Raw genomic sequence first — 12,318 nt, 5'->3', positions numbered from 1 at the left:
ATGGATCTTTGGATCGCTTTGCAGGCACTGATTCTTGGAGTTGTAGAGGGGCTGACGGAGTTTTTGCCCATTTCCAGTACCGGACACCAGATCATTGTTGCCGACTTGCTCGACTTCGGCGGCGAACGGGCCATGGCGTTCAACATCATTATTCAGCTCGGCGCGATCCTTGCGGTGGTCTGGGAGTTTCGTCGCAAGATTCTCGATGTGGTAATTGGCTTGCCGACCCAGCCAAGTGCGCGACGTTTTACTGCCAACCTGCTGATCGCATTCCTGCCGGCGGTGGTGTTGGGGGTGATTTTTGCCGACCTGATTCACCAGTACCTGTTCAACCCGATCACCGTCGCGAGCGCACTGGTGGTGGGCGGTGTGATCATGTTGTGGGCAGAGCGCCGCCAGCATGAAGTGCACGCCGAAAGCGTGGACGAGATCACTTGGAAAGACGCGCTGAAGGTCGGGTTCGCCCAATGTCTGGCGATGATTCCCGGCACCTCGCGTTCCGGTTCGACGATTATCGGTGGTCTGCTGTTTGGACTGTCGCGCAAGACCGCGACCGAGTTCTCGTTCTTCCTGGCGATGCCGACCATGGTCGGTGCAGCGGTTTACTCGGGTTACAAATATCGAGATCTGTTCGTGCCGGCGGATTTCCCGGTATTCGCCATCGGCTTCATCACGGCGTTTATCTTCGCCATGATTGCCGTGCGCGGTCTGCTCAAGTTCATCGCCAGCCACAGCTACGCGGCGTTCGCCTGGTACCGGATCGCCTTCGGCCTGGTGATTCTGGCGACCTGGCAGTTCGGCTGGGTGGACTGGTCGGCGGCCAAACCATGAGTGATTCCCGCGCACGCCGCCCGGATGGACGCCCGTCCGGCGGCGGCATTCAGCATCTGAAACTGAAACTGGCGGTGCTGCTGATCGTCTGCGCGCTGCCGCTGTTCGGCTCGCTGTCGATGTGGCTGCGCGGCATCTCGTTGGTACCGTTGACGGCTTATGGGGTTGTCAGTGTGCTGGCGTTTTTCATGTACTGGGCAGACAAGCGCAAGGCCCGCGCCGATGCCTGGCGCACGCCGGAGAACATCCTGCATGCGCTGGAACTGGCCGGCGGCTGGCCCGGTGCGCTGATTGCCCAGCAAGTGTTCCGGCACAAGACGCGCAAGGTGTCGTTCCAGATTCTGTTCTGGGTGATTGTGGCGCTGCATCAGGTGTTCTGGATCGACCAGTTGTTTCTGGGTTCGAACCTGCTTTCACTGTTCTAAATCACCGCAAATCCCCCTGTAGGAGCTGCCGCAGGCTGCGATCTTTAGATCTTGCTTTTTAAAAGATCCAAGTCAAAAGATCGCAGCCTGCGGCAGCTCCTACAGGGACGGGTTCAGAGCAGTAATCCGATTTGAGTTTTTTTCGGCAATTTGCCCACCACCAACTGATGCGAACGCGTCAGCAATCCCTGCAGTTCCTCGGCGCCCAGCGGGTAGGGCGGGTGCATGATGATCCACTGTGCCCGCGCCAGATAAGGCGCCGGGTGAATGCCCGGGCGGTCGCAATGGCCGAGAAACAGATCCTTGTCGACCTTGAATGCCAGTGAATCCCCGCGCAGCCCCTGCAAGGCAAACATCTTGTTGCCGGCAATCGAGAACACCCGCACGCCGCCCCATTTGTAATCCTCCCGCGCGCCCGGCAAGGCCAGGCAAAAGGCGGCGACATCCGCTTCGTTCATCTTTCCCTTGCTCATAACAGCCGCTCCCCGCACGCATTGAACGATTCGACCAGATGATCGATCCACGCCCGCACCGCCGGCATTACCCCGCGCCGATGCGGATATACCGCCTGCAACCAGCCGCCGGGCAACGACCACTCGGGCAACAGTTGCACCAGCGCGCCGCTTTCAAGATCGGCTTCGCAATACATCATCGGCAACAGGGTAAAGCCCTGGCCGGCGAGTACGCAGGCTTTGCGCACGATAAAGTCATCGATGCCCAGGCGCGCTTCCATATTCAGCTCGACGCTATTGCCTTGCTGATCAAGCAAACGCACGTGGACCATGCGGTCGGCTTCAAGCGCGCCAAGTACCGGCAGGTTTTTCAGATCCTGCGGGTGGGCAATGGTCTTGCCTTCGACAAAGGCCGGGCTGGCCACCACCACCATTTGCGCCTGACGCAGACGGCGGGTGACCAGCAATGGATCCTCATCGCCGAGTTCACGTACGCGCAGCGCCACGTCGAAGCCCTCGGCGACCAGATCCACGCGGCGATTGAGCAGCACCACCTCCAGCTGCACCTGGGGGAATTTGCCCAGAAATTCGCTGATTACCCATGGCAACATTTCTCGCGCCAGCCCGGTCGGACACGATACCCGCAAGCGCCCGCGCGGTTCACTGGACATGCTGGCAACGGCTTCGTCGGCCATCTCCGCTTCCAGCAACATCGCCTGACAGTGACGCAAGTAGCGCTCGCCAACAGCCGTCAGGTTCAACTGGCGCGTAGTGCGTTGCAGGAGGCGGGCGCCCAAGCGTTCTTCGAGCTCGGCAATGCGCCGCGACAACCGCGACTTGGGAATGCCCAGTAAGCGGCCGGCTGCCGCAAAGCCACCGGCCTCGACCACTTTGGCGAAATAGTACAGATCGTTGAGATCCTGCATGAAAAATCCACCGTTCTATCAGTGGGACGAACTATCGCATTGTCGGCGGCTAATCAGCTATTGGTTTCTTCCGTAGGATTGTCTCCATTCCGTCGCCGCCGGCGATTCTTTCCAGGAGATTCCACATGAAACTGCTGCACATCGATTCGAGCATTCTGGGCGACAACTCCGCTTCCCGTCAGCTGAGCAGCCAGGTCGTCAAAGCCTGGCAAGCCGCAGAACCTGCGGCCGTGGTGACCTACCGCGACCTGGCCGCTGACGCCATCAGCCACTTCTCGTCGACCACTCTGGTGGCTGCCGGTACCACCGCTGAACTGCGCGACGCCGCGCAACAGCACGAAGCCGAATTGAGCGCTTCGACCCTGGCCGAATTCATCGCGGCCGACGCCATCGTCATCGCCGCGCCGATGTACAACTTCACCGTGCCGACCCAGCTCAAGGCCTGGATCGACCGCGTCGCCGTTGCCGGCCAGACGTTCCGTTACACCGAAGCGGGTCCGGAAGGCCTGTGCGGTGGCAAGAAAGTGGTGATCGTCTCCACCGCCGGTGGCATCCATGCCGGCCAGGCGAGCGGCATCGCCCACGAAGAATATTTGAAGCTGGTACTCGGTTTCCTCGGCATCACCGACATCGAAATCGTCCGTGCCGAAGGTCTGGCCTACGGTGATGAAGTGCGCAACAACGCAATGAGCGCCGCTCAGGCGAAGATCGCCGAGCAACTGTTCGCCGCCGCGTAAGCATTGCGTAAAGACCAGCTGTCGTTCAGGTAGCGCCTCAAAAAACTCTGTATTCTGGTTCTGCAAGGGCCAGGTGCGGAGTTTTTTGTTTCAGACTGTTGCATAATCTGGCCCGGGTTATGCAGTCAAACGATCAACCTCTGAGTGCAACGCCACGCCGGATCACCGAACCTCAGGGTTGCGGGCGTGTCGGAACACAAAGGATCTTTCGATTGAGTAACACAGGGTGGGCCATCCGATGATGCGTCTTTGTGCAATGTTACTGATTTGCCTGCTTGGCAGCCTCGGTTCAGTGCATGCCGCGCCCGGGCGACACCCTGTCTGGAGTGTCGGTTACCACGAGATGACATTCCTCGATCCGCTGGATCTGCAACCGATGCGCGCCATCGCCTTCTATCCCTCCAGCGACCGCGAACACAGCAGCCTGCTTGAGGGCTACACCGTCGAGGCGGGCGCCGACACCAAGGTTGCCATCGGCCGTTTCCCGATGTTGATGCTGTCCCACGGCAACACTGGCACGCCGCTGGCGCTGCATGACCTTGCCACCTCGCTGGCACGCAAGGGCTTTGTGGTGGTCGCGGTGATTCATCCCGGCGACAACTCCAAAGACCACAGCCGCCTCGGTACCCTGAGTAATCTGTATGGGCGGCCAATCCAGATTTCCGAAGCGATCACTGCCACCCTCGGCGACCCGATGCTCTCGCCGTTCGTCAACGCCGATCAGGTCGGGGTGATCGGCTATTCGGCCGGTGGCGAAACCGCGTTGATTCTCTCCGGTGCGCAGCCGGATCTGGATCGCCTGCGCCGGTACTGTCAGGAGCGCCCGGACGACCGTGACGCCTGCAACACTCAGGGCGAACTGATCGTCGATCGTGATGACTTGCAACCGGTGGCTGATCCGCGCGTGCATGCGCTGTTGCTGATGGCGCCGCTGAGCCTCAAATTTGGTCGTCACACCCTCGCAGACGTGCATGTGCCGGTGCTGCTGTACAGCGGCGATGGCGACAAACTGGTGGCCTTCGACAAAAACGCCGCGGCGCTGGCCCGCAAACTGCCGACCGCGCCGGACTTCAAATTGCTGGCCGGGGCAGGGCACTTTGTGTTCATGGCGCCGTGCAACGAAGAGCAGATCCGCGCCATGCCGGCGCTGTGCACCGACGCCGACGGCGTGGATCGCGAAGACATCCACCGCAACCTGATTTCCGAGGCCGGACAGTTTTTCTCGCGCACGCTGGGCAGGCCGAGCCGGGCGGGGATGCAGACCGCGGATCAATAAAGATCAAAGATCAAAAGATCGCAGCCTGCGGCAGCTCCTATAAAAATCGAGTGTAGGAGCTGCCGGAGGCTGCGATCTTTTGATCTGGTTTTTCAACTCATCGCCCGGCGCTTGAGCAACAAGGTCAACCCCAGCCCGAGCACCGACAACAGCGCCGCACTGAAGAAAATCCACGCATATCCCAGGTTCAACGCCACCGCGCCCATCAACGGCCCGGCAATCGCCAGTGCCAGATCAAAGAACACTGCATAAGCCCCCAGTCCCGAGCCACGGCTGGAACTGGGCACCTGCTTGATCGCCTCGACCCCCAGCGCCGGATACACCAGCGACAGGCCAAACCCGGCCAGCCCTGCGCCGATCAAGGCGAACGCGGTCGACGGTGCCAGCCACAGCAGCACCAGGCCGACGGTTTCGATGCTCATGCAGGCGATGGCCGAATTGAAGCCGCCAAAACGGCTGATCGCCGAAATGAACAGCAGCCGCGACAGGATGAAGCACACGCCGAATACCGTCAGGCAATACGCGGCGCCGCTCCAGCCACGGTTGAGGTAATAAAGGGTGATGAAGGTGGTCAGCGTGCCGTAACCGATCGATGCCAGACTCAAACTGGCCCCATACGGTGCGATGCGCCCGAATACCGCCCAAAAAGGCAGCCGTTCGCCGCGCACCACCGGTACCGAGGGTTTATTACGGATGATCACTAGAGCGGCCGCCGCCAGCACCGAAAGGGCAATGCCCAGGCTGGTAAAGCCGTAGTCGGCAACCATCACCACGCCCAGCGGCGCGCCAATCGCAATCGCGCCGTAGGAGGCAATGCCGTTCCAGCCGATCGACCTTGCCGTGTGCTCCACGCCGACCTGGCCCATGCACCAGCTGATGGTGCCGACGCCGATCAAACCCTGTGCGACGCCGAGCAGCAGCCGACCGATGATCAGGATAATCAGGCTCGGCACCGGGAAATCCTGCAGCAGCGTCGAACTCAGCGTCAGCAGCCCGCTGAGCACAATCCCCGACAAGCCATAGACAATTGCCCGTTTGGTGCCCAGCGTGTCCGACATGCGCCCGGCCATCGGTCGACTGAGCAAAGTGGCCAGATACTGCGAGCCGATGACCAGTCCGGCAACGATCGCGCTGAACCCCAGTTGCTCGTGAACATAACCGGGTAGCACTGCAATCGGCAGGCCGATGCACAGGAAGGCGATAAAGGTATAGAAAACGATGGAGACGATCTGCAGGGTGATCGCCAGGGAGCTTTGCAAAGGCTGTTGCTGCGCAGGCATGTGGACTCGTTCGCGGGCGGCGGTGGGAGAGTCGGCATCATGGCTGGGTGCTGAAATAAAAGGAAGCAGGCTAACTAATTTACTTGGAGTCGGTGGCGTTTTTGAGGGCCTCTTCGCGAGCAGGCTCGCTCCCACATTTGGAACGCGATTACCGTGGGAGCGAGCCTGCTCGCGAAGGGCTTCGCAGCACGAAATCAAGATCCCTTGAAATGCAAAAAGCCCTGTCACACCGACAGGGCTTTCGCTTGAAGCTTGGAGCGGGAAGCTCGCCGCTATCTTTAGAACACCACACCCTGACTACGCAGGTAGTCATCGTAAGTGCCGCTGAAGTCAGTCACGCCGTTCGGGCTCAGCTCGATGATGCGCGTGGCCAGAGACGATACGAACTCACGGTCGTGGCTGACGAAGATCAGCGTACCCGGGTAGTTTTCCAGCGCCAGGTTCAGCGCCTCGATCGATTCCATGTCCAGGTGGTTGGTCGGTTCGTCCATCACCAGCACGTTCGGTTTTTGCAGGATCAACTTGCCGAACAGCATACGACCTTGCTCACCGCCGGAGATGACCTTGACCGACTTGAGAATCTCGTCGTTGGAGAACAGCATGCGACCCAGGGTGCCACGAATCACTTGCTCGCCCTGCGTCCACTGACCCATCCAGTCGAACAGGCTGACATCGTCTTCGAAGTCGTGGGCGTGATCCTGGGCGTAGTAGCCCAGCTCCGCGCTCTCGGTCCATTTCACAGAACCGGCGTCTGGCGTCAGCTCGCCCATCAGGGTGCGCAACAGCGTGGTCTTGCCGATACCGTTCGGGCCGATGATCGCCACGCGCTCGCCGGCTTCAACGGTGAAGCTGAAGTTCTTGAACAGGGTCTTGCCGTCGAAGCCCTTGGACATCTGCTCGATGGTCACGGCCTGACGGTGCAGCTTTTTGGTCTGTTCGAAACGGATGAACGGGCTGACACGGCTCGATGGCTTGACCTCGGCCAGCTGGATCTTGTCGATCTGCTTGGCGCGGGAAGTGGCCTGCTTGGCTTTCGAGGCGTTGGCCGAGAAGCGGCTGACGAACGTTTGCAGTTCGGCAATCTGCGCTTTCTTCTTGGCGTTGTCCGACAGCAGTTGCTCGCGGGACTGGGTCGCGGCCGTCATGTACTCGTCATAGTTGCCCGGGAACAGACGCAGTTCGCCGTAGTCCAGGTCAGCCATGTGGGTGCACACGCTGTTGAGGAAGTGACGGTCGTGGGAAATGATGATCATGGTGCTGTTACGCACGGTGAGAATCGATTCCAGCCAGCGAATGGTGTTGATGTCCAGATGGTTGGTCGGTTCGTCGAGCAACAGCACTTCCGGATCGGAGAACAGTGCCTGAGCCAGCAAGACCCGCAGCTTCCAGCCTGGCGCCACTTCAGACATCGGGCCGAAATGCTGTTCCAGTGGAATACCCAGACCCAGCAGCAGTTCACCGGCACGGGATTCGGCGGTGTAGCCGTCCATCTCGGCGAACTCGGTTTCCAGCTCGGCCACGGCCATGCCGTCTTCTTCGCTCATTTCCGGCAGCGAGTAGATACGATCGCGCTCGGCCTTGACCTTCCACAACTCTTCGTGACCCATGATCACGGTGTCGATCACGGTGAATTCTTCGTAGGCAAACTGATCCTGACGCAATTTACCCAGGCGTACGTTCGGCTCGAGCATGACCTGACCGCCGGACGGCTCGAGATCGCCACCGAGGATTTTCATGAAGGTCGACTTGCCGCAACCGTTGGCGCCGATCAGACCGTAGCGGTTGCCGCCGTTGAATTTGACCGAAACGTTTTCGAAGAGCGGCTTGGCGCCGAACTGCATCGTGATGTTAGCTGTGGAGATCAATTGCTTTACCTATCAATGGGTTGCGAGCCGCACATTTGGCGCTTGGGCCATTTCTGGGGCATTTTGGAGCGTTTTCTTCCCTACCCGGTCAGTGTTGGCGGTAGCCAGCAGGCGAGGGGTGAGAGCAGCAACTGGACACGGCGTCCAGGCTGTTGGGCATTAAAGGCGGGATTCATGCCAGACATTGCGCGCATTGTCGCATAAGTCATGCGGCAGTTGTATGGCGGACGCTGACGAACCGGCAGACCGCCTGCATCGGGGAGCGTGAAATGCGCGTTCACGCCGTGGTCTATCGAATTCATGAGTGTCGATGCGGGCTTCCAACAATCATGGGAGGAACTAAAACGCCTGATATCGTCTACATTTCATCAAGGAATTTCCGATGAGAGGACGGTCATGTTTAAAAAACACTTACTGGTTGCGTCTGTTACTTGTCTGGCCTTGGCGGTGAGTTCTGTAACGGCACTGGCCGATCCGGGAAATGGCAATGGTAATGGCAAAGGGAACGGAAAGGGCGGCCCGCAGAACAGTCAGGGACATGGCAATCAAGGTGGCAAAAACAAAGGATCCAGTTCGGGCAACTGGGATCATGCACCTGTGGTCGATCGAAGCGGTGTGCTGACCGTGCTCAACGGCTACAGAGACTACTGGAGCCCCGGTCCGGCGCTGCCTCCCGGTATTCAAAAGAATCTGGCGCGCGGTAAACCGCTGCCGCCGGGCATCGCCAAAAAACTGGATGGGCGTCTGGCGGGGCGACTGCCTCATTACGACGGATATGAGTGGCAGCAGGCGGGCACCGATTTGATCCTGGTGGCGATTGCGAGCGGGCTTATCTACGAAGTGCTGAATGGCGCTTTCGATTAGTCTGATGGCAGGTCAATGAACCTGATTTTTTGAGTCCGTTCACCTAAAGTAAAAGCAATACATTCTCATCCACTTTATATATAAGGCGATTGGCTTCCGCTGGTCGCTTGTGGGTGAACCAGATCTAAATGAATGCATCTCAGATGACATTAAAACCAACCCCTGTGGATGCCGTCATGCGTTTTAAAAAGAAAAATCTGGTTGCCGTCATGTCCTGCGTAATGATGTTTGCGGCTGCGCCATTACTGCCTGCTCAACTGTCCATCATGGCCTCTGCCCACGCCAAGGATGGTGGTGGTGGTGGTGGTGGTGGTGGTGGTGGTGGTGGTGGTGGTGGTGGTGGTGGTGGTGGTGGTGGTGGTGGTGGTCACGGTGGTGGTGCCGGTGGCGCTGGCGGTGGAGGCAGTCACGGCGGTGCTGGCAGCGCAGGCCATAGCGGCGACAGTGCCGGGCATTCAGGCAGCGTCTCCGGCAATGGCCGCGCTGAAGGCCAGGAAACCGATCATGACGGCAGGGCCGTACGCGATCATGGCGTCAGTGGCCAACATATTGGACGCGACCACAATACCGACCGCGGGCACGGCCTGGCGACTTCAGGTGTAGCGCATTCCAAGGACACCAAGGGGTTGTCGAAAGCCACGGCGATCTCCGCCACGACGCCAGGCGATCACAATACCAAGGGATTGAGCAAGGCGAGCCTTTCCACCGACAAATAAGCCCTTACTCGTAACCCGCCAGGTGTCATGCTCGGTCGAGCTCCAAACCTGGCGGGTTTCGCTTCACCCTTTCAAACTCATTTCTCATTGCCCGCGGACCATTTTCAAGTCCGGTGCGGATTACATCTGGCTCGGTACGCAGCGGCTGAAAAGTACACGTCAAAGCTCAGCGCAAACGCTGCGGCGCTTCCCGGAATAACCGCTGTTTTGCTCTGCGTCAGCACTCATGGGCCTGCACGAGCGTACTGTCGCGTCTGCCGTTTGGCAGATTCAGCCGACAGTTTTTCACAGATCAGGTTCACCATTGGTTACAAAGTATGGCTAAAATGCCATCCGATTACCCAATAGCCGCTCACGGCATGGGCTCAAGGAAGTGCCACCGGGACAGTATTTGTATTCATGCCACTGCATCAGACCCTGGGCCTTTGGCCGGCAGGCGCGCAGTTTGTTCACTTTTTGACGTGTGACGATTTCCGTGAAACTCATCATTGCCGCTATTTATGTCATTTCCATTGCATACGTTCACCTTCGTGGTCGTGTGCGTCACAAACTGGGCCGTCAGTTGAGCGACCACTCGACGTTTCTGGCGCCGATCAACTGCTTTCTGTACCTGTTTTCAAAGAAACCAAACAAGCCCTATCTCGATCCTTCCGAGTTTCCGGACCTGAGCCCGTTGCAGGCGCATTGGGAAGAAATTCGCCAGGAAGGGCAGGACCTGCTGCGTGCCGGTGAGATCAAGCGCTCGAATCAGTACGACGATGTGGGTTTCAACTCGTTCTTCAAAAGTGGCTGGAAGCGTTTCTACCTCAAGTGGTACGGCGAGAGTCATCCGTCGGCGATGAAGCTGTGTCCGCGCACCACCGAACTGGTGCAGAGCATCGGCTCGATCAAGGCCGCGATGTTCGCCGAGCTGCCACCGGGTTCGAAACTGGTTCGTCACCGTGACCCGTATGCGGGCTCCTATCGCTATCACTTGGGCCTGGATACGCCAAACGATGCGGGTTGCTACATCAATGTCGACGGTGAAAGCTACCACTGGCGCGACGGTGAAGCGGTGATGTTCGATGAGACTTACATCCACTACGCCGAAAACACCACCGACAAAAACCGCATCATCCTGTTCTGCGACATCGAGCGTCCGATGAAATATCGCTGGGCGGCAGCGTTCAACAGATGGTTCAGTCGCACCGTAATGTCCGCTGCTGGTGCGCCGAACGATGCCGGCGACCGCACTGGCGGGATCAACCGCCTGTTTACCAAAATCTACAAGGTTCGCCTGCGTGGTAAAGAGCTTAAAAAGCGCAATCGTGCGCGTTACTACATGGAAAAATGGGCGATCTTTGGCGGTTTGCTGGCGATCTTCATTCTGATCTGACTGCTGTGTCGCGGCTGTTTTTGTCATTGCCACAGACTGGTTTCCACAGGGGAATGCATCCCAAACCGTGGGAGCCGGCCTGCTGGCGATGACTGTCTCAAAAGCAACCTGTCAGTTACCTGACAGGCGTTGAATATTCATTCCCCAGAGGCTTTTTTGGTTTTCCTTGCCGGCGTGGACTTCGTGGGTTTCTCCGGTTTAGCCTTGGTCTTGGCCGGCGCTTTCCCACCCAGGCTGCGTTTGAGCAGCTCGGTCAAGTCGATCACATCTGCAGACTTGCGCTCCTCTTCTCCACCCACGGTCTCGACATCCTCGATCTTGCCTTCATGGGCTTTTTTCTCCACCAGGGCCATGATCTTGTCCTCAAACTCGTCCTTGTAGTCCTCCGGGCTCCAGTCGCCGCTCATGTCCTGCACCAGACGTTTAGCCATGTCCAACTCGCCCTTGGCCAGTTGCGGCTTGGTCACCTCGCTGCCCAGTTCCAGTTCGTCGAGGCCGCGCACCTCCTGCGGCCAGCGCAGTTTGACCAGCACCAATGCCGATTCCAGCGGCATCAGCGCCGCCAGATATTGGCGAGTGTGCAGAACGACGCGGGCAAGTGCGACCTTGTTGGTTTTGCTCAATGTTTCGCGCAGCAGGGCGTAGACCTTGCCGCCGCGTTTGTCTGGGGCCAGGTAATAAGGCGTGTCGATGTTCTGCAGTGGAATCTGCTCGGCATCGACGAAGGAGAAAATGTCGATGGTCTGCGTGGACACCGGGTGCGCCGAGCGGATTTCTTCCTCGCTGAGCACCACATAGCGGCCCTTCTCATAGGCCACACCTTTGACGATGTGCTCTTTGGTGACTTCCTTGCCGGTGACTTTGTTTACCCGTTTATAGCCCACCGGATCCATGCTGCGGCTGTCGAGCCAGTCAAAGTCGACGCCGTGCGAAGACGTTGCCGACACCAGCGCAACGGGGATATGCACCAGTCCGAAACTGATTGCGCCTTTCCAGATTGCCCGAGCCATGGTGAGTCCTCCGCGAATGATGTTCAGGTGACCTGCAGCTGGCGGCGAAAGTTTCCAGCGTTTGCCAGAGACAGCAGTGCTGTCGGTCAAGCCGTGTTACATCTTGTTTAAGGGCGATGGGTTAACAAATCCGAACCCGGGGCGTAGCGTGGACTCGAAGGCTCTATCACCTGTGCATCGAGAGGCCATCCCATGAACCGAATATTGCCCGGCATGATCGTTCTGCTCCTTGGAGCAGGTCTTGCGCATGCCGAGGTCACGGCACCGTCCGCGCCGCTGTTGCTGGCACAAAGTCCCACCGGTAACAGCAACAATCCCTACAACAGCCCGATTCGCCGGGCCAATCCCAACAGCATGCAGGGCACCCAGCCCAGTACGCCGGTGATTCGCGGGCCGAATACAGTGCCGGTGCCCAGTACGCCCACCGTTGGCAATGGCGGCATCGGCAATGGTCAGCAGCAACGCTCGGTACCGAGTACACCACCCAAATTCATTCCCAACCCACCGCCGCGTGATGGAGACAGCAACCGTTGAACATCAGGCCTGAGCGCCTGTCAGCCT

13 protein-coding genes are annotated in these 12,318 nt (G+C 58.8%); 8 read left to right on the top strand and 5 right to left on the bottom strand.

The window, feature by feature from the left end; translation table 11 throughout:
• Entirely contained in the window at nt 1–831 is an 831-nt protein-coding gene (locus ACM6HV_RS15565) for an undecaprenyl-diphosphate phosphatase (RefSeq protein ID WP_414904665.1), read from the top strand.
• Nucleotides 828–1,256 (top strand): DUF1294 domain-containing protein, encoded by a 429-nt coding sequence (locus ACM6HV_RS15560; RefSeq protein ID WP_041064418.1) that lies wholly within the window; start codon nt 828–830, stop codon nt 1,254–1,256. The genes ACM6HV_RS15565 and ACM6HV_RS15560 overlap by 4 nt, the downstream gene beginning before the upstream one ends.
• 113 nt (nt 1,257–1,369) lie before the next feature.
• On the opposite strand, the gene ACM6HV_RS15555 is transcribed toward ACM6HV_RS15560, so the two are convergent.
• Nucleotides 1,370–1,729 carry an MmcQ/YjbR family DNA-binding protein gene (locus tag ACM6HV_RS15555; protein WP_041064415.1) on the bottom strand — a complete coding sequence of 120 codons (360 nt, stop codon included), beginning with the start codon at nt 1,727–1,729 and terminating at the stop codon, nt 1,370–1,372.
• The gene (locus ACM6HV_RS15550) at nt 1,726–2,634 is read right to left on the bottom strand and encodes a LysR substrate-binding domain-containing protein (RefSeq protein WP_047294719.1); all 909 of its coding nucleotides are present in this window, start codon (nt 2,632–2,634) and stop codon (nt 1,726–1,728) included. The genes ACM6HV_RS15555 and ACM6HV_RS15550 overlap by 4 nt, the downstream gene beginning before the upstream one ends.
• Before the next feature lie 125 nt (nt 2,635–2,759).
• Here ACM6HV_RS15550 and ACM6HV_RS15545 point away from each other — a divergent pair, with 125 nt between their 5' ends.
• Together ACM6HV_RS15545 and ACM6HV_RS15540 are read left to right on the top strand one after the other, a co-directional pair.
• Nucleotides 2,760–3,371 carry an FMN-dependent NADH-azoreductase gene (locus ACM6HV_RS15545; RefSeq protein WP_108182802.1) on the top strand — a complete coding sequence of 204 codons (612 nt, stop codon included), beginning with the start codon at nt 2,760–2,762 and terminating at the stop codon, nt 3,369–3,371.
• A gap of 238 nt (nt 3,372–3,609) precedes the next feature.
• Complete coding sequence (locus tag ACM6HV_RS15540) at nt 3,610–4,647, top strand: alpha/beta hydrolase family protein (RefSeq protein WP_414904664.1); 1,038 nt, start codon at nt 3,610–3,612, stop codon at nt 4,645–4,647.
• 92 nt (nt 4,648–4,739) lie between these two features.
• On the opposite strand, the gene ACM6HV_RS15535 is transcribed toward ACM6HV_RS15540, so the two are convergent.
• Together ACM6HV_RS15535 and ACM6HV_RS15530 are read right to left on the bottom strand one after the other, a co-directional pair.
• Nucleotides 4,740–5,927 carry an MFS transporter gene (locus tag ACM6HV_RS15535; protein ID WP_414904663.1) on the bottom strand — a complete coding sequence of 396 codons (1,188 nt, stop codon included), beginning with the start codon at nt 5,925–5,927 and terminating at the stop codon, nt 4,740–4,742.
• A gap of 278 nt (nt 5,928–6,205) precedes the next feature.
• The gene (locus tag ACM6HV_RS15530; RefSeq protein ID WP_041064399.1) at nt 6,206–7,792 is read right to left on the bottom strand and encodes an ABC-F family ATPase; all 1,587 of its coding nucleotides are present in this window, start codon (nt 7,790–7,792) and stop codon (nt 6,206–6,208) included.
• A gap of 396 nt (nt 7,793–8,188) precedes the next feature.
• Between ACM6HV_RS15530 and ACM6HV_RS15525 the strand changes: the two genes are divergently transcribed.
• From ACM6HV_RS15525 to lpxO, 3 genes are all read left to right on the top strand, one after another.
• On the top strand, nt 8,189–8,656 hold the full coding sequence (locus ACM6HV_RS15525) for an anti-virulence regulator CigR family protein (protein WP_414904764.1): 468 nt from the start codon (nt 8,189–8,191) through the stop codon (nt 8,654–8,656).
• A 176-nt stretch (nt 8,657–8,832) separates the two neighbouring features.
• Nucleotides 8,833–9,372, top strand: a complete 540-nt coding sequence (locus tag ACM6HV_RS15520) for a hypothetical protein (RefSeq protein WP_414904662.1) — start codon at nt 8,833–8,835, stop codon at nt 9,370–9,372.
• Nucleotides 9,373–9,847: 475 nt separating this feature from the next.
• Nucleotides 9,848–10,747, top strand: coding sequence for a lipid A hydroxylase LpxO (lpxO, locus tag ACM6HV_RS15515; protein ID WP_007964602.1), 900 nt, complete (start codon nt 9,848–9,850; stop codon nt 10,745–10,747).
• A 137-nt stretch (nt 10,748–10,884) separates the two neighbouring features.
• On the opposite strand, the gene ACM6HV_RS15510 is transcribed toward lpxO, so the two are convergent.
• Nucleotides 10,885–11,757 (bottom strand): Ku protein, encoded by an 873-nt coding sequence (locus ACM6HV_RS15510; protein WP_414904661.1) that lies wholly within the window; start codon nt 11,755–11,757, stop codon nt 10,885–10,887.
• A gap of 192 nt (nt 11,758–11,949) precedes the next feature.
• Between ACM6HV_RS15510 and ACM6HV_RS15505 the strand changes: the two genes are divergently transcribed.
• Nucleotides 11,950–12,291: a hypothetical protein gene (locus tag ACM6HV_RS15505; RefSeq protein ID WP_145598224.1), complete on the top strand. Its 342-nt coding sequence runs from the start codon at nt 11,950–11,952 to the stop codon at nt 12,289–12,291.
• Nucleotides 12,292–12,318 lie beyond the last annotated feature (27 nt).

Origin of the sequence: Pseudomonas sp. IT-P260, assembly GCF_949768395.1 — a bacterium.
In the GTDB taxonomy this organism is placed as follows: domain Bacteria; phylum Pseudomonadota; class Gammaproteobacteria; order Pseudomonadales; family Pseudomonadaceae; genus Aquipseudomonas; species Aquipseudomonas parakoreensis.
The sequence above is the reverse complement of the archived record's forward strand: the minus strand, read 5'-3'. Positions and strand labels throughout refer to the sequence as shown.